At 62.8% G+C, this 16,811-nt stretch carries 20 protein-coding genes; 8 read left to right on the top strand and 12 right to left on the bottom strand.

The genetic code is table 11. The annotated features are described in order from the left end of the window. Nucleotides 1–59: 59 nt before the first annotated feature. From JQ558_RS38180 to hemE, 3 genes are all read left to right on the top strand, one after another. Nucleotides 60–989, top strand: a complete 930-nt coding sequence (locus JQ558_RS38180; protein WP_312015018.1) for a TadG family pilus assembly protein — start codon at nt 60–62, stop codon at nt 987–989. Further along, nucleotides 946–1,668, top strand: a complete 723-nt coding sequence (locus JQ558_RS38175) for a hypothetical protein (protein WP_312015017.1) — start codon at nt 946–948, stop codon at nt 1,666–1,668. The genes JQ558_RS38180 and JQ558_RS38175 overlap by 44 nt, the downstream gene beginning before the upstream one ends. A gap of 153 nt (nt 1,669–1,821) precedes the next feature. Continuing rightward, a complete protein-coding gene (gene hemE, locus JQ558_RS23565; RefSeq protein ID WP_212209172.1) occupies nt 1,822–2,868 on the top strand; it encodes a uroporphyrinogen decarboxylase in 1,047 nt (348 codons plus the stop codon). On the opposite strand, the gene JQ558_RS23560 is transcribed toward hemE, so the two are convergent. The 3 genes from JQ558_RS23560 to JQ558_RS23550 form a co-directional block, all read right to left on the bottom strand. Then, complete coding sequence (locus JQ558_RS23560; RefSeq protein ID WP_212295354.1) at nt 2,865–4,478, bottom strand: GMC family oxidoreductase; 1,614 nt, start codon at nt 4,476–4,478, stop codon at nt 2,865–2,867. The genes hemE and JQ558_RS23560 overlap by 4 nt on opposite strands. A gap of 138 nt (nt 4,479–4,616) precedes the next feature. After that, a complete protein-coding gene (locus JQ558_RS23555) occupies nt 4,617–5,393 on the bottom strand; it encodes an enoyl-CoA hydratase (protein ID WP_212295353.1) in 777 nt (258 codons plus the stop codon). Further along, nucleotides 5,390–5,863, bottom strand: coding sequence for a MarR family winged helix-turn-helix transcriptional regulator (locus JQ558_RS23550; RefSeq protein WP_212209169.1), 474 nt, complete (start codon nt 5,861–5,863; stop codon nt 5,390–5,392). Before JQ558_RS23550 ends, JQ558_RS23555 begins: the two co-directional genes overlap by 4 nt. A gap of 261 nt (nt 5,864–6,124) precedes the next feature. Between JQ558_RS23550 and JQ558_RS23545 the strand changes: the two genes are divergently transcribed. Both JQ558_RS23545 and JQ558_RS23540 read left to right on the top strand, forming a co-directional pair. After that, complete coding sequence (locus tag JQ558_RS23545; RefSeq protein WP_212295352.1) at nt 6,125–6,367, top strand: hypothetical protein; 243 nt, start codon at nt 6,125–6,127, stop codon at nt 6,365–6,367. A gap of 149 nt (nt 6,368–6,516) precedes the next feature. After that, entirely contained in the window at nt 6,517–7,557 is a 1,041-nt protein-coding gene (locus JQ558_RS23540; RefSeq protein WP_212295351.1) for a 5-methyltetrahydropteroyltriglutamate--homocysteine methyltransferase, read from the top strand. A 17-nt stretch (nt 7,558–7,574) separates the two neighbouring features. On the opposite strand, the gene JQ558_RS23535 is transcribed toward JQ558_RS23540, so the two are convergent. The 7 genes from JQ558_RS23535 to JQ558_RS23505 all read right to left on the bottom strand — a co-directional run bounded on the left by JQ558_RS23535 (nt 7,575) and on the right by JQ558_RS23505 (nt 12,042). Next, nucleotides 7,575–7,967 carry a VOC family protein gene (locus tag JQ558_RS23535; protein WP_212209166.1) on the bottom strand — a complete coding sequence of 131 codons (393 nt, stop codon included), beginning with the start codon at nt 7,965–7,967 and terminating at the stop codon, nt 7,575–7,577. Between the two features lie 91 nt (nt 7,968–8,058). Continuing rightward, nucleotides 8,059–8,322 (bottom strand): hypothetical protein, encoded by a 264-nt coding sequence (locus tag JQ558_RS23530; protein ID WP_212209165.1) that lies wholly within the window; start codon nt 8,320–8,322, stop codon nt 8,059–8,061. After that, nucleotides 8,319–9,308 (bottom strand): DUF2778 domain-containing protein, encoded by a 990-nt coding sequence (locus JQ558_RS23525; protein ID WP_249142595.1) that lies wholly within the window; start codon nt 9,306–9,308, stop codon nt 8,319–8,321. Before JQ558_RS23525 ends, JQ558_RS23530 begins: the two co-directional genes overlap by 4 nt. A 198-nt stretch (nt 9,309–9,506) precedes the next feature. Further along, complete coding sequence (locus JQ558_RS23520) at nt 9,507–9,932, bottom strand: DOPA 4,5-dioxygenase family protein (RefSeq protein WP_212273844.1); 426 nt, start codon at nt 9,930–9,932, stop codon at nt 9,507–9,509. Between the two features lie 111 nt (nt 9,933–10,043). Further along, entirely contained in the window at nt 10,044–10,601 is a 558-nt protein-coding gene (locus JQ558_RS23515; protein ID WP_212295350.1) for a carboxymuconolactone decarboxylase family protein, read from the bottom strand. Nucleotides 10,602–10,647: 46 nt separating this feature from the next. Beyond that, entirely contained in the window at nt 10,648–11,181 is a 534-nt protein-coding gene (locus JQ558_RS23510) for a VOC family protein (RefSeq protein WP_212295349.1), read from the bottom strand. Nucleotides 11,182–11,244: 63 nt separating this feature from the next. Continuing rightward, nucleotides 11,245–12,042, bottom strand: coding sequence for an SDR family NAD(P)-dependent oxidoreductase (locus tag JQ558_RS23505; RefSeq protein ID WP_212295348.1), 798 nt, complete (start codon nt 12,040–12,042; stop codon nt 11,245–11,247). Nucleotides 12,043–12,256: 214 nt separating this feature from the next. Here JQ558_RS23505 and JQ558_RS23500 point away from each other — a divergent pair, with 214 nt between their 5' ends. Together JQ558_RS23500 and JQ558_RS23495 are read left to right on the top strand one after the other, a co-directional pair. Continuing rightward, complete coding sequence (locus JQ558_RS23500; protein WP_212295347.1) at nt 12,257–13,297, top strand: LacI family DNA-binding transcriptional regulator; 1,041 nt, start codon at nt 12,257–12,259, stop codon at nt 13,295–13,297. Nucleotides 13,298–13,378: 81 nt separating this feature from the next. Then, on the top strand, nt 13,379–14,347 hold the full coding sequence (locus tag JQ558_RS23495; RefSeq protein ID WP_212295346.1) for a tripartite tricarboxylate transporter substrate binding protein: 969 nt from the start codon (nt 13,379–13,381) through the stop codon (nt 14,345–14,347). A gap of 61 nt (nt 14,348–14,408) precedes the next feature. Here JQ558_RS23495 and JQ558_RS23490 read toward each other — a convergent pair whose 3' ends face one another. Continuing rightward, nucleotides 14,409–15,632, bottom strand: a complete 1,224-nt coding sequence (locus JQ558_RS23490; protein ID WP_212295345.1) for a cytochrome P450 — start codon at nt 15,630–15,632, stop codon at nt 14,409–14,411. A gap of 64 nt (nt 15,633–15,696) precedes the next feature. Further along, nucleotides 15,697–15,906: a ferredoxin gene (locus JQ558_RS23485; RefSeq protein WP_211997681.1), complete on the bottom strand. Its 210-nt coding sequence runs from the start codon at nt 15,904–15,906 to the stop codon at nt 15,697–15,699. 163 nt (nt 15,907–16,069) lie between these two features. On the opposite strand from JQ558_RS23485, the gene JQ558_RS23480 reads away from it, so the two are divergent. Continuing rightward, nucleotides 16,070–16,708, top strand: coding sequence for a TetR/AcrR family transcriptional regulator (locus tag JQ558_RS23480; protein ID WP_212295344.1), 639 nt, complete (start codon nt 16,070–16,072; stop codon nt 16,706–16,708). The last annotated feature ends 103 nt before the right edge of the window (nt 16,709–16,811 follow it).

The raw sequence follows: 16,811 nt of genomic DNA, 5'->3' as shown, positions 1-16,811 counted from the left end.
TGATAACGAAGCCGATATTCCGGCGGTTTCGCGCCGACGAGCGGGGCAACATAGCCATCATGGGCGCCGGCCTGATGGTCCTGGTGATCGGATGCACCGCGCTTGCGGTTGATCTTGGAACGATCTTCGCTGACCGGCGCAAGACCCAGAGCACCGCCGACCTCGCTGCCATTGTTGCTGCCAGCAATCTTTCCAATGCGGTGAACGCTGCGACGGCGACGGTCGTGAAAAACAACTATCCCGCAAGCTCGATGGTAAAGCTCGAACTCGGAACATACACTGCCAACAGCGCCGTTTCGCCGCAGACCCGCTTCGTGACACCGGGGGCCGGCACCGCGAATGCAGCACGCGTAACCTTGAACACCCAGACGCCGCTGTACTTTGCACGCGTCTTCACCGGCACCAACCAGTTCACGATAAAGACTTCAGCCACCGCGTCGTCGACCGCCATCGCGTCGTTTGCCATCGGCTCGAGATTGGCATCGGTGAATAACGGATTGATCAACGCCATGCTCGGCGCGACCCTCGGAACCAATCTGTCGCTATCGGTGATGGACTATGAAGCCCTCATCAGCGCTCGCATCGACGCGCTGGATTTCCTCTCCGCGTTGGCGACACGCATCAACCTGACCGGCGCCACCTACGACAGCGTGCTCACCAGCAACGTTAAAGTCGCCGACATCATCGCGGCGGCATTGACCACCCAGCAGACCGCCAATGGAGCGAACACCGCGACAGCTGCGTTATCGACGATCTCGCAAGCCGTCTCCAGCAGCACGACAAAAATCAAGCCGGGATCACTGATCGACGTCGGTCCGTATGCCAATCTCCCTACGGGACAGAAAGCCAAGGTTGGCGTCGGCGTGTCGGCGCTTGATCTGGTGTCAGCCACGGGCCAGGTCGCAAATTGGCACAAACCAGATCGCAACTTCCGTCAATCTCGGTTTGCCGGGCATCGCCAGCGCCTCCCTCACCGCGACCATCGGTGAGCGGCCGGTCGGCTCCGGATGGATTGCGCTCGGTACCAAAGGCGCCAGCGTGCATACCGCGCAGACCCGCATACTGCTGTCGGTACAATTGGTCGGCAGCGGCGCTGTTCCCGTGGTCAATTTGCCGCTGTACGTCGAAATAGCGTCCGGCACGGCCACGCTCAACGCCCTGAACTGCGGACGCCCGAATATCGACACATCGACCGTCACGCTCGGCGTAACGCCCGGAATCGTCGATGCATGGATCGGCAACGTGTCGACAGCCGAGCTGAAGAACTTCACAAGCAAGCCGAACCCGCCCGCAGCCACGCTGGTCAATCTGGGTGGAGTGACAGTCACCGGTCGCGCCCACGCCGGGATGGGCAACACGACCGCCAAGAGCGTCGACTTCAGCTACTCGGACATCCAATCCCAGGTCAAACGGACGGTGACGACCACTAACTTCACTTCGTCCCTCACATCGAGCCTGCTTGGGGATCTGTCGCTGTCCGTGAATGTGGGCCCGTTAGGACTTCCCGTTCCCGGACTCGGTTCGACGGTCAGCGGCATCCTTGGCGGTGCGACCGGTTCGATCGATCAATTGCTGGCCTCGGTGCTTGCGACGCTCGGTGTGGGTATCGGACAGGCCGACGTCTGGGTGCTTGGAATCCGCTGCGACGGAGCCGTGCTGGTAAACTAGCAATCCTCTCTGAAGGTTGAACCGGATTGGGGAATCCGGTGCTTCACGATAACCATCGATTGAATAGCGATAGCCATCAAACGCTTGGCCAAGCCTCAACTGGCGTGTATCAGGAACGGCGTCTCTTACCCGATACATGGCTGGAACCAACGTTTGACCTCCTCTCCAACAATCAAACCGTTTCTCGACGTATTGTCCGGCCACCGTCAGCCGGTGCCGCCGGTCTGGATGATGCGGCAGGCCGGGCGTTATCTGCCCGAGTATCGCGAACTGCGCGCCAAGGCCGGCGGCTTTCTCGATCTGTGCTTCACGCCGGAATACGCCGCCGAGGTGACGCTGCAGCCGATCCGCCGTTTCAACTTCGACGCCGCGATCATCTTTTCCGACATTCTCGTCATCCCCTACGCGCTCGGCCGTTCCGTACGCTTCGAGGCCGGCGAAGGCCCGCGGCTCGATCCCCTGGATACGCCGGAGCAAGTGACGAGCCTGGCCACGCAGGCCGATTTCAGCAAACTTGAACCGGTGTATGAAGCGCTGCGCCGCGTTCGCCGCGAGCTTGACCCCAACATCGCGCTGATCGGCTTCTGCGGCGCGCCGTGGACGGTGGCGACCTACATGGTCGCAGGCCAGGGCACGCCGGACCAGGCGCCGGCCCGGATGATGGCCTATCGCCATCCCCAGGCGTTTTCGAAGATCATCGACGTGCTGGTCGAGAATTCGATCCAGTATCTGCTCGGCCAGCTCAAGGCCGGCGCCGACGTGCTGCAGATTTTCGACACCTGGGCCGGCGTGCTGCCGCCGCGCGAATTCCAGCGCTGGTCGATCGAGCCGGCCAAACGCATCGTCGCGGGCGTGCGCGCGCAAGTGCCCGATGCCAAGATCATCGGCTTTCCCCGCGGCGCAGGTGCAATGCTGCCCGCTTACGTCGAGGCGACCGCCGTCAATGCCGTCAGCATCGACTGGGCGGCCGAGCCGTCATTGATCCGCGAACGCGTTCAGAACCGCGTCGCCGTGCAGGGCAATCTCGATCCGCTGGCGCTGATCGCCGGCGGTGCGGCGCTCGATCGCGCGGTCGACGACGTGCTGGCGAATTACGCCAGCGGCCGGCTGATCTTCAATCTCGGCCACGGCATCCAGCCAGAAACGCCGATCGCGCATGTCGAGCAGATGATCAAGCGGGTGAGGGCGTATAAGGGCTAGCGCGCATCCTCTAAAATCATATCCGAGGCTTTTTCGGCGATCATGATGGTCGGCGCGTTGGTATTGCCCGACATCAGGTCCGGCATGATCGAAGCATCGACCACGCGCAGGCCCTCGATGCCGCGCACGCGCAAGCGCTGATCGACCACGGCCAGCGGATCGTTGCCCATCCGGCAGGTCGAGGTCGGATGATAGACCGTGCTGCCGGTGCGGCGGCAGAAATCCAGCAACTCGTCGTCGCTCGCGACTTTCGGGCCGGGATCGACCTCGCCGACCGCAAATGGCTTGAGCGCCGGCGCCGCCAGAATCTTGCGCAATATCCTGATGCCGTCGATGAAGGCGCGGCGGTCGGTTTCGGTCGCCAGATAATTGATACGGATTTCCGGCGCCACGCTCGGGTCCGCGCTCTTGATGCGCAGCGAGCCGCGGCTTTCCGGGCGCAGCTGACAGACCGAGGCCGTAAAGCCCGACTGCGCATGCAGCTTCTCGCCCATCTTGTCGGTCGAGAACGGCAGGAAGTGAATCTGGATATCGGGCGAGGCCAAACGGGGACTGGTCTTGAAGAACGCGCCCGAGGTGCCGGCCGCGATCGTCAGCGCGCCCTTGCGGAACGCCGCATATTGCAGACCGGCCATCACTCGCCGAACCGGGTTGTTGACGATGTCGTTCAGCGTGATGGATTGGGCGCAACGCGTCACCAGCCGGACCTGCAAATGATCCTGCAGATCGTTGCCGACGCCTTGCGCGTCGAGCACCACCTCGATGCCGTGGCTCTTCAGGAGGTCCGCTGGCCCGACGCCGGAGAGCTGCAGCAATTGCGGCGAATTGTATGCGCCGCTGGAGACCAGGATTTCCTTGCGCACCCGTGCAATGCGCACGCGGCCTTCCTGCTTGTACTCGACCGCTTTGGCGCGGCGACCTTCGAACAAAATGCGCTGCGCCAGCGCCGAGGTTTCGATGTGCAGATTGCTGCGGTTCTTCGCGGGACGAAGATAGGAGAACGCCGAACTGGCGCGGCGGCCGCGCCGCGTCGTGGTCTGGAAGAATCCCGCGCCTTCCTGGGTCGCACCGTTGAAATCCGGATTGGTCGGAATGCCGACTTCGGCGGCCGCGACAACGAAAGCCTCCGACAATGGATCGTGATGCCGCCAGTCCGACACCGGCAGCGGGCCGTCCGCGCCGTGATACTTGTCGCCGCCGCGTTGTTGATTTTCGGCCTTCTTGAAATAGGGCAGCACGTCGTCATAACCCCAGCCGGCATTGCCGCGCTGGCGCCAGCGATCGTAATCCTCATGCTGGCCGCGCACATAGAGCAGACCATTGATCGAGCTCGAGCCACCCAGCACCTTGCCACGCGGCTGAAACACCTGCCGGCCGTTCAAGCCCGGCTCGGGCTCGGTCTGGTACATCCAGTTGACGGATTTTTCCTTGAACAGCTTGCCGTAGCCGAGCGGCACGTGGATCCAGAGATTGCTGTCCTTTGGTCCGGCCTCCAGCAGCAACACCGAATGCTTGCCGTTCGCGCTCAGCCGATTGGCGAGCACGCAGCCGGCCGAGCCGGCACCGACGATGACGTAATCGAATTCGGAAGCGTCGTTATTATTGTTCATTGCTTTCCCCCGCGCATTATCCGGCGCCCCTCCTCCCTATGCGACGATGTGGGACGATTGTGGGCGATGCACCATCCGGATGCATCGCCACACAGGATGCCAGCTAAGGAAAACAGGTAGCGGGGGCGTCCGATACGGTCAAGTTGCCGCGAGCTTTGAGAAATCCGGCGGGCGGCGCTCGGCGAATGCCGTGAAGGCTTCGCGCGCCTCCATCGTCTTCAACCGTTCCGCGAACCGTTCACTCTCTGCCAGTATCTGCGCCATCAACATCTCGGGATTGCGCATCAGCCGCTTGGTCGTGCTGACGGCACCGGCCGGTTGCCTGGCGAGACGTCCCGCAAGCGCCTTTGCCTCGGCATCGAGCCGGTCGAGCGGCACGACGCGGTTGGCAATGCCCCACGCAAGCGCGGAGGCAGCATTCACGGCCTCACCAAGCGCAAACATCTCAAAGGCGCGCACATAACCGATCCGAAGCGGCATCAGCAGGCTGGAGGCGGCTTCCGGCACCAGTGCCAGATTGACGAACGGCGTTGAAAGCAGCGCGTTTTCGGCCAGCACCACGAGATCGCAATGCAGCAGCATCGTGGTCCCGACGCCGACGGCGCGTCCGTGGACCGCGGCAACCAGCGGGCGGCTGGATTGTGCGAGCGATTTCAGGAAGCGGCTGACGTGGCGCTCGCCCTGCATCTGGCCGGTGGCAATTGCCGCGAACTCGCCGACGTCGTTGCCGGCAGTGAACATGTCGCCTTCGCCCCGGATCAGGACCACGCGGACGGCGGGATCGGTCTCCGCACCCTGGATCGCGTCCGCCAGCGCGCCGTACATCGCGTTTGTCAGCGCGTTCTTCTTGTCGGGTCGCGCCATCGTCAGAATCAGGATGCCGCCGTCGTTTTCGATTTTGATGTGTTCGGTCACTGCACTTCTCCTCTTGGAAACCTGGTTTGAAAACTGGTGAGCCAGCGCGCGACGATTTCGATTTCGGCGTCGGTGAATCCCTCGGCGAGGCGTGCGTTGATTTCGGCAAGCCCGGCCTTCGATTGTGCCAGTGCCACGCGCCCGACCGGCGTCAGCCAAAGCCGCCACGCGCGGCCGTCATCCGGATCGGCGCGCCGCTCGATCAGGCGAGCCGCCGTCATCCGGTCCACCAGGCCGCTGATGCCGGGCGGACCGAGGTCCAGCGCCGCACCCGCCTCGCCCATCAGGGCCCCGTCGTGTTGACCGAGGATAAAGAGCAAGCCGGATTGCGCGGCCGTCACCCCGTTCCTCTCTGTCTTCGTGGCGACCCATCGCTGCAGCCGCCGCTGCGCGACGTTGAGCAGGAAGACCAGCCGGCGGTCCGGGCGGGAGGTCACTTGCGGACGCGCTCCTGGGAATTTAGTTCGCATACGAAATATCTACCCGAAGGCCGGGAGCTTGTCACTACTGAATGTGATGTCGCACCCTCGGCACCGAGCGAGGTTCCGCGGCCGGCCTGCGCCGGCGAAGAAGGCGCCCGCTTCCACCCGGAATTCCTGCTCGACTGCGTACCAACCGGTCCCAGGGCGCGGCCCCGCCCAATGGAGCGGTCCAGGAGAGCGGCCAAGTGATTGGTTGCCCTTTGGTCCCGGCGGGAGGATGCTGTCGACCCTGGGCAAAGGGAGAGCGGCATGAGCAAGGCAGGCCTCGACAATCGCCACCGCAACCACGATGGCGAAATCAGCCACAAGCACGGCGCCACGCTGGTTGGCACGTTTCGCAAGATTTACGGACAGGGATTCGCCGCCGGTTATCCGGCAACCGAGAAGCTGAGCGACGTCTTGCTTCAGCTCAACGAGACCTCGCTGAGCCAGCTTCGCCGGGATTACGAAACCGGTCACCTCGAACACAAAATCGCGAAAACGGCGAAGTAAAACCCCGCCTCCGCGACCCTGCCCACGTTCGCCGACCGCGACGGCAGCGGCGGCGTGTCGATCGATGACCAGATGTTTTGACGCGCTTTCTTCACGCCGCTTCGCCTGAAAACGTCGACGACGATAGCAACAAGAGCAAGGATACCGTGATGAACCTGCCAACGCATTTGCTGCTGACCACCGTGGTCGGAAGCTATCCGCAGCCGGAATGGCTGGTGGACCGCGCGATGCTGTCGAAGGTGGTGCCGCGCACGCGCATGCATGCGATGTGGCGGCTGCCGCCGGAGCATCTGCAGGAAGCGCAGGACGACGCCACCATCGTGGCTGTCCGCGACATGGAGCGCGCCGGCATCGACATCGTCACCGACGGCGAAATCCGCCGCGAAAGCTATTCCAACCGGTTTGCGACCGCGCTTGAAGGCATCGACGACGAAAAACCTGACATGATCACCTCGCGCAGCGGGCAACAGACGCCGGTGCCGCGCGTGGTCGGCCCGGTGAAGCGTAAGGGCCCGGTCGAGCTCCACGACATGGAATTCCTGCGCAGGAATACCGACCGCGCGGCCAAGATCACCCTGCCCGGCCCGTTCACGATGAGCCAGCAAGCCAGGAACGAGTTCTACAAGGACGACGAAGAACTCGCGATGGCGTTTGCGGAGGCCGTCAACGCCGAAGCGCTGGACCTGCAAAAGGCCGGCGCCGACGTGATCCAGCTCGACGAGCCCTGGGTGCGCAACAATCCGGACCTCGCAAGGCGCTATGCCGTCAAGGCCATCAACCGCGCATTGGCCGGCATCACTGTGCCGACGGTCGTGCATCTGTGCTTCGGCTATGCCGCGGTCGTGCCGGGTTCGACCAAGCCGGCGGGTTATTCGTTCCTCGCCGAACTCGCCGACACCAGCGCCGAACAGATATCGATCGAGGCCGCGCAACCGAAGCTCGATCTCGGCGTACTCAAGGATCTCTCATCGAAGAAGATCATGCTGGGCGTGCTTGATCTGGGTAATCCCGAGATCGAGACCGCCGCCATCGTCGCGGATCGCATCCGCAACGGCCTCAAGCATGTCGCGGCCGAACGTCTGGTGGTGGCGCCCGATTGCGGCATGAAATACATGCCGCGCCACGTCGCATTCGGAAAGCTGAAGGCGATGTGCGATGCGGCTGCGATCGTACGCAAGGAAATCAGCTAGGGCGCTTGCCCTCGCACCTAAACCTCGGCGTAGAGTTCGATGACGTTATCCTCGGGGTCGCGGAAGAACAGCGCGCGATGGTGCCAGCTCGGTATATCCCGGGGCGGGCTCAGGATTGTCACCCCCCTGGATTGCAACGTCGCATAACAGGAATCGATCAGATGCGGCGCAACCCGGAAGGCGAGCTGGACCGCGGCCGAGCCGGGGGGAAACGGACCATCGTGCCACGCAGCCCAGGGACCGCGCGGCCTCAAGGTGAGCAGCGCGGAGCCGACCTGAAAGCTGACCCAGTTCTCACTGTCGTGAGCGAGCGGAAAGCCCATCACGTCGAGATAGAATTGCTTGGTCTCCTGCATCTTCGAACACAGCAGAATGGTGTAGTCGAGATTGCGAATGTCACCCAGACTCATGCAGCTGCCATCCTTGAAAAATCGATCTGAAATGACTGGCCACGCCGCGAGATGGCCCAACGAAAATGATAGCTCTTATGGGACTACATCGTCAAAGCAGCTTGGCGCGGACGAACAGCGCGCGCAATGCGGCGGTCGCCTGCACCGTCAGCATCGCATCTTCAGCGGCGCCTTGCAGCGTCCGGACCGCATCGGCGTGCAACGACTTGAACTCGATCCATTCGACCGAGCTGAGATTGGTGATGAACTGATAGGCCTGGCCGACGGTACCGATCGATACCGTCTTGCCGTTCAAACTGATCTTGAACGTGGCCCGCAGCGGCGTGTCGGAATTGGAGACGTTGTTCGCAGTCATGATGGCGACGTCGAACGCCGCGACGCGGTCAGTCCCTCGTTCAGGCTCGGCACCACGACGAGGCGCTTGACCTGCCCGTTTCGATAGGCCTGCAGGAACTTGTCGTATTCCTTGATCGAGACGCAGCCGTTGGAATCGCCATTGGGCCCGAGCAGATAGGAGTGCACCAGCAATCCGGTTCGTCCGAGCGTGTCGGCATCCCCCACCGGCGTCATGCGAAGCGCCGCGACACCATGAAACAGCTTCTCTCGCGGTTTCAGATCATAGACGTTCGGCGGCGTCGCCCCGACCATGCGCATGGCGACCGAGGCTGGGTTATCCATCAGGCCGCCGAGGCCTGAATGCGCCTCGAGCTTGACGCCGTTCGGCATATAAACGGTCCGCGCCGAGATGTCGTAGACGGCGGTCGTGCTGTCATAACCGAGCGCGCTGAGATCCGGCTTCTTGACGAACAAGCCGTCGCCCGGCGTTAGCGACGCCAGCGTAAAGCGCATCGGCACCATATCGGCCAGCTTCTGGAACATGGTCCGGTCGTCCGACCGCGCCGGCGGAGGCGGCGGCGGATCACCCCGTAGCGCCAGACTGGCTTCGGCCGGCCGCGACCTCGGCAGCGGAATCGCAGGTCCGGCTGGCGCTGCGGGCTGGTCGACCTGCGTGTCCGGCAATAGCTCGGCCAGCTGGCTTTCGATGTGACCGAACTCGGCGTCGAAATCCGTTCGCGCCGGACGGAAGACGGGACGCGAGGGATACCTGATCGACGACGCGTTGCGCGCCGATCCCGATCCGAACCTGTCATCGAACGAGAATGTACCGGCGCTGTTGGCGGCTTGCGGATTTCGTAGCCAGGCAACGAGATCAACATTCATCGACCAGGCGGCCAGCGCCGACGTCACCACGAGCAAGGCAGCGGCCAAGGCGGCCTTGCCGACCAATGGAAAACCGCGGCTCAAAGCAGGCCCGGTCGTGCTCGTGGTCCTGTAATCCATCCGTCCCCGGCTCGGCGCTTCGGAATCAGACCTGATTCCGCAAGGGATTCACCGAATAAGCCCAAATATAATGCAATTCAAAGTAAGGCATAATCGAGACACCGGACCGCGGCTAGGGTCATCCATCGAATTCGCCGCGACCCGGGCAATCTTGGTAAACAGCCGCCGGTTCCGGGTGTGACAATAATGGAGGCATGCTCACGGCCGGATCGTCGGGCTGGTATTCGGCGCAGGCGCCTGTTCCAGCTCGGAATGGTCCGGCAGCTTGTCCGCATGCACTGATAGCGGGGGCCCGATCCAGATCGGATCGGCAAGATGGTCGCGGCGCGGATTCGTCGTGTTCGGATGGACCAGAACGCTCAGCCTGCCATGATTGAGCATCAGCCAGGGCACCAGTTCAGGGAACACCTCTTTGGCAAAGGCCACCTGATACATCGCCTGATCGTGGGGACCGACCTTGACGTCGTGCCAGCGGCCGATTGTCACCGAAAAGCGCTCGCCAATCCAGCCGCGCAACTGCTCGGCCTCGCCTCGCGTCGCCGCCGGATCGTAATAGATGTGGGCATGGTAGCTGGCGATCTCGCTCAGGGATCGCGCAGCCCCCTTCTCCGGCAACTCGCTCATCGCGACCGCTCCGTTTCCTGCCAATCTAATACAGCAGCAACCATCGCCTCAAGCGGCGGTAGGGTCAATCGGCAGATGCTCACCTTTCCGGCAGCGGCATTTGCGCTGACTTCAGCTGCGCCGTTTGCCGCCTTCGAAGACGGTCATACCGGCGGCGGGATCGAGGTCGGTCTCGGTCGCCTCGGTGAGGCGCGCCATCATCATGTAGAAGCCGATCGTCATGATCGATTCGACGATCTCCTGCTCAGAGAAATGCGCGCGCATCCCGCTAAACACCGGCTCAGGCACACGCACATTGTCGACCACTTCCCGGCCGAAGGCCAGCAGCGCCTGCTCGGCTGCATTGAACGCGGCGGCGGCGTAATTGCCTTGTTCGAGGCAGTCGATCTGCGGCTGCGTGACGCCGACGCCGAGCGCGATCGGGACATGCTGGCGCCACTCATAGGCGCCGCCTTCCCGCTGCGCGGCCTGCAGGATCAGCAACTCGCGATTGACGTGGCTGAGCTTCTGCTTATGCAGGATGGAGTTGGCGAACCGCATCGCCGGAATGAAGTTGGTCTCGGCATGCGCCAGCATCCGGAAGATGTTGAGCTTGACCGGCATCCGGTCGAAAGCCGTGCGGATGTCGCCGCTGGTCTTCTCCGGATCGATCAGGGGTAGTCTGGCCATGTGCGTCTCCTGCGCTTGCTGTTTTTCTTTCGACGTTGATCGGGGATCAGCGAGGTCTGACGTCACGGATCGGATCGGAGCCGTCCCAGGCGGCCGCGATCTGCTTGATGTGCTCAAAGAAGCGTCCCTTTCCGCCGCTGATGTCGGAGATCTCGATCACGGTGCCGGGATGGGATTCCGTATCGAAATAGCAGAAGCGGCCCTGCTCGCCGCCGATCTGGCCCTCGTGCCCGACCTTGTAGCCCAGCGACAACGCGCGGTCGTAGAGCGCCTGATATTCCCTCGTCCAGTACGACATGTGCTGCATTCCTTCGCGCCCGGAATCTAGAAACTCCTTGTACATGGAAGGCGCGTCATTCCGTTGCTGGATCAACTCGATCTGAAGATCGCCGGAATTGGCGAGCGCGATGCTCATCTCCACGCCGGACTCGGCACCGCGGTGACGGAAATAGTCGGTCTTGACCCGGTCGATATAGAACCAGGGCCCGACGCCCATCACGTTGATCCAGTGATCCATCGCGGCGCGGATGTCGCGCACCACATATCCATTCTGGCAGACAGCGCCAAAAATGCGACTCATGTTTACCTCCGTTGCCGCGGACCTTAGTCCGCCTATTGCGGACCGCCGCGGCATCATTTCCCGTCAGCCGATCGAACGGCCGCCGTCGATCACGAGCTCGGTGCCCGTGACGTAGCGGCTCTCGTCGCTGGCGAGCCACAGAATGCCATTGGCGATATCTTCCGGCATCGCCTTGAACCCGAGCGGCACCGCGCGTTCGGTCAGCTTGTCCAGTGTCGGCCCGCGCGGCGGTCCCGAATTCGAGCCTGCCTCGGCGGTGCCGATCAGCGTATCCCAGATCGCGGTTTCGGTGATGCCGGGGTGAAGCGAGTTGACCCGCACGCCGTCCTTGGCAGCGGCGCATTCCAGCGCGACGGATTTTGTGAACAGACGGACGCCACCCTTGGTCGCGCAATAGCCGGACACGTTTGGCGAGGCCTTGATTCCCGCGATCGAGGAAACATTGATGATGCTGCCGCCACCGCCTGCGCGCATCAGCGGAAGCGCGGTCTTGACGCCGAGGAAGACGCCATCGAGGTTGACGGCAACCTGCCGGCGCCAATCGGCAAGCGACATGTCGACGACCGGACTGGAGAGACCGATCCCGGCGTTGTTGACGAGAACGTCGAGCCGGCCGAACCGCGCCTTCGTCCTTGTTATCACCGACTGCCAGTCTTCCTCGCTGGTCACGTCGTGATGGAAGTATTCCGCCTCGCATCCGGCCGACCGCAGTTCGCCCAGCAGGCGCTCGCCGTTCTCGTCCTGCAGATCGGTCGCGACGATCTTCGCGCCCTCGCGCGCCAACACGATGACCGCGCCGCGCCCGATCCCGTTGGCGGCGCCGGTCACCAGCGCGACCTTGCCTTCGACCCGCCGTTTCATGCGCTCCGCCCGTTCACGCAAAACCCTCCCGGCCCGGTCGGGCGCTGTTCTTGGAAACGTTTCCACGATTGAGCTTGATGTTTCCAGTGATGTCAATATTAATAGGAAAAGTGCTCTAAATAACGTTTCCAGGCCTACGCCGACTTTGAGCTGACCGGGATCGAATGCAAGCGAATCCGGGCGCTTGGGACGAGACAGCGGGCAAGCAGGACTGATGGCCAGAACCCAGCCGACTCCATCCCTTCGCCCGACCATTCGCGATGTCGCCGCGCAAGCCGGCGTGTCGGTCTCTAGCGTCAGCCGGGTGTTGAACCGCGAGCCGCACACGAGTCCTGAACTGCACGCCCGGATCATGCGCGTGGTTGATCGACTCGGGTTCGAGCCACATTCCGCCGCGCAGGCGCTGCGCTCGCGCGCGAGCAACACGATCGGCTGCATGGTCTCGGATATCTCCAACCCGCTCTACAGCGAGATGGTCAACGCCGCGGAAGAGGAATTGCAACGCGCCGGCTACGTCCTGATGCTCGGCGCAACCCGGCACGCCGAGGAACGCGAGACCGCTTTCATATCCGCGGTGCGCCGGCGGCGGATGGATGGATTGCTGCTGTTCGCCGGAGACAACACCCACAAGGATTTTACAAGCGCGCTGGCCACGCTCGACCTGCCCTGTGTCGGGATCGACCGTGAGGTGCCGGGCGCGCCGTCGGTGCGCGCCGATCATCGCGGCGGCGGCTTTGAGGTGACGCGCTATCTCATCGGCCTTGGCCATCGCCGTATCGCGCTGCTGACCGGGCCTGCGGCGGTGCTGCCGAGTACGGAGCGAGTAGCCGGATATCGGCAGGCGCATATTGAATCCGGACTTGATGTCGATCTCGATCTCGTGCGCCCCCAGGTGCACGGCTCGGGCATCGCCTTCAGCGACGTCTGCCAGTTGCTGCATGGTCCTGCGCCGCCCACCGCTGTTATCACGCTGGGAACGCATATGCTCGCAAGCGTGATGGACGCGTTCGCCAGCAACGGCATTCGCTATCCGAGCGACATCTCGCTGGTGTGTATCGGCGACACGGATCTGGCCCGGCACGCGACGCCGGCAATCAGCACGCTGACATGGGACTTGAGCGAAATCGGCAGGATCGCCGCAAAAACCCTGCTTGAGCGGGTGCGCGACGGCGATCAGGCCCAGGACACGAGGCCGATTTATCTGCCGACCCGATTCATCCTTCGACATTCCTGCGCCGAGCCGCGCGCCAAATGATTTGAGAATCTACCCTGCTTACCTGCCTGTTCTGGCGACCATCAAAAAAAGAAAACACCGGGAAACCCAAGGGAGTTGCGTATGAAGTTCCGCGTAATGCTGCTGACATTGCTGACGTTCGTATTGGCCATTTGTGCGGCACGAGCCGAAGATGCGTCGGACTACCCCTCCAGAAAAATCAAGATGCTGCTGCCGTTCGCGGCCGGTGGCGGCGGTGACGTGATCGGCCGGCTGCTGGCCGACAAGATGGGCAAGCGCCTGGGGCAGACCATTTTCGTCGAGAACCGCACGGGGGCGGCCGGCACCATCGGCACGCAGATGGTCGCGACCTCGCCGGCGGACGGTTACACCATCATGATCGGCGGCATGACCACCCACGTCCTTGCGCCCGCGTCCTATGCGAACCTGTCCTATGACCCGATCAAGGATTTCGCGGTCATCGGCCGCATCGGAACGTCGGCGATCCTGTTGGTGGCCTCGAAGGATTTTCCGGCGAGCGACCTGCGCGGCCTGATCGCAATGGCGAAGAAAGGCGATCAGATCCAGTACGGCACGTGGGGCGTCGGCTCGACCGGACATTTCTGCGCGGAGATCCTGTCGCAGAAGGCCGGCATCAAGCTCGAACACGTCCCGTTCAGCGGCGCGGCCAAGCTTGCCAACGATATGATCGGTGGCCACATCTCGCTCGGCACGCTGGACATGGCGACGGCGACGCCGCTGGTGAAGGACGGAAAATTAAAGGCGCTGGGCACATGCGGGGATCGCTCGCCAAGCCTGCCTGAAGTCGCAAGCTACAAGGACCAGGGGATCGATTTTGAGCGCAGCCTGTCCTGGGTCATGTACGCGCCCGCAGGCGTTCCCGACATCGCCGCGAAGAAGCTTTCAGCAGCACTGCAGGAGTCGATCGCCGAAGTGGACATGACCGAAAGGCTGCTCGCGCTCGGCGTCACCGCGGACTTCATCCCCGGAGACCGGCAGCGCGACATCAATTTGCGCGACATCGAGGCCTGGAAGGTGGTCGCCAGAGAAGCCAAAATCGAGATCAAGTGAACGCGCGGGCGATCCGGCCGAATTGCCGGCACGCCGCGCCCGAAGCTGGCTAGGTTCCCGTTCAGTTTTTCTTGCCGAACAGCACCGGAAGCTGGCGCGGGCCACGCACCGTGCCTTCCGACCAGGTGACCTTGCCGGCCGGATCGAGCTTGAAATCCGGAATCCGCTTCAGCCATTCCTCGATCGCGACCGTCATTTCCATGCGCGCGAGGTTGGAGCCGACGCAGCGGTGGATGCCGAGACCGAACGCGGCATGGCGGTTTTCCTTGCGGTCGATCACCACCTTGTCGGCATCGGGGAACATCGCGGGATCGCGGTTGGCCGCCGGGAACGACAGCAGCACCATGTTGCCCGGCTTAACCGGGCAGCCGCTGATGGTGGTCTCCTTCATCACTTCGCGCGCCATCGTGACCGGCGAATAGGCCCGCAGAAACTCCTCAATCGCGCTCGGCATCAATTCCGGCTCCGCGATCAGCCGGTCGCGGTCCGCGGGCGTATTCGCCAGATGCCACAGCGATGAGCCGATCGCGCTCCAGGTGGTGTCGATGCCGGCAATCAGCAGCAGCCGCAGCGAACCCAGCACCTGGGAATCTTCCAGCGGATTGCCGTCCTTGTCCTTGGCCTTCATCAGCGTCGAGATCAGATCGTCGGTCGGATGCGTCTTGCGATGCTCGATATGGCCGGTGAAATACGCGGTCATCTCCTGCACCGCCTGCACCAGCATGCTCTCGTTCTTGATGCTGAGCTCGAGGATCATGTGGATCCACTTGACGAACAGATCGCCATCCTTCTCGGGAATGCCGAGCATGTGCGCGATGGCGCGCACCGGAACATGCTTGGTGTAGCGCGCCGCGGCGTCGCATTGGCCGTCTTCGATGAATTCGTCGATCAGCTCGTTGCAGATGGCACGGACCCGCGGCTCCAGTTTCGTCATCGCGTCCGGCGTGAACGGCGGCAGCAGCAATTGCTTGGCGGGCTTGTGCTCGGGCGGATCTGAGGTGATCGGAGGCGCGGCGTTGCGCTGCACTTCCGGCCGCACGTCGCGCACGATGACGCGCCGCGAGGAGAAATGCTCGGTGTCGTAGGCGATCTCCTTCACCGCCTGATAGGTGGTCGGCAGATAGCAGCCGAGGAAACGCTTGGTGTGCACGACAGGGCATTCGCTGCGCAACTCGTCCCAGATCGGAAACGGATTCTCGGTCCAGCGCGGATCGGTATGATCGAAATCGTTGACCCAGTCGGTGACCGGAGGATGTTCGGGCATCATGCTGACGGAATCGGACATCGCGCAAATTCCTTTTGCTTGGTTCGTTCAGGACGAGCTTGATTTCAGGACCGGACTATCGCCGCTATTCTTCCTGCACTTCGATCGCGATTTCGGGGCAATTGGTCTGGGCGAGCCAGGCCTTGTCTTCCATGCCCGCGGGGACCGAACCGTCGCCGACTTCATGGGCATTGCCGAATTCGTCGAGCTCGAACAGTTCCGGCGCCAGCGACTTGCAGCGTGCGTGTCCCTGACATTTGTCCTGGTCGACGCGGATCTTCAGCTTTCCCGACATGCGAGCGCTCCTTCAAGCCGCGCGCGCTCGAGTGGCGCGTCGCATTTCCTCATGTTGATTTGGGCGCTGCCGGCCGCGGCCGGTCCGCCTCTTCAAGTTATATCCTATTACATTATCGTCGCGATTGTGCTGTCAAGCGGAAAGTTATAGATCATTACACTGAATGCCGCCTCGCCCCGCACGTAAAGCGCTCAACACCTATCACCATGGGGATCTCCGCGATGCCCTGGTTCAGGCCGCGCTCGGGGAAGTGGAACTCGGCGGCCCCGAAGCGATCAGCATCAGTGCGCTGGCCAAGAGGCTCGGCGTCTCGCAGCCGGCTCCCTACAAGCATTTTGCCGACCGCGAGAGCCTGCTCACGGCGGTAACGGCCGAAGCCTTCCGCCAGTTCAACGCCATCCTGCGCGAGTCGATCGGAAAACCCTCCAGGCGTTCGAAGCTGTCGCGGCTGGCGCAAGCCACATTGGATTTCGGTCTACGCCGCAACGGCGTCTACCGCCTGATGTTCGCCTCACGGATCATGGCATGCGCACCCAAGGGCAGCGAGCTGCACGTCGCCGCGATGGAAACCTTCGAGCTGCTGCTGGAATCCCTCGAAGCGCCCGCGGTCGGATTGCTGCGCGAACGCAGCGCCCTGCAAATCTGGGCCGCGCTGCACGGCGTGGTCATGCTGGCCGAACAGGGACTTCTCACCGGCCAACTTGCCAATGTCAGCCGGGAAGAACTGGTCGAAGATATCGTCGAGCAGACCAAACTGGCGCTGGCGGTGGCCATCAAGACGGCGGACAAGAACGGCCGATAAGGCTCACCCGGTCCTCATGGTGCGGCGTCCGCAAATCCGTTATCATGGGACCTGAGTAGCTGTTGCCGGAAAAGCGGCTGCCCTGGATGCGAGTGGGCCGGTG

This window comes from Bradyrhizobium sp. AUGA SZCCT0160 (genome assembly GCF_018130105.1).
Classification (GTDB): domain Bacteria; phylum Pseudomonadota; class Alphaproteobacteria; order Rhizobiales; family Xanthobacteraceae; genus Bradyrhizobium.
The sequence above is the reverse complement of the archived record's forward strand: the minus strand, read 5'-3'. Positions and strand labels throughout refer to the sequence as shown.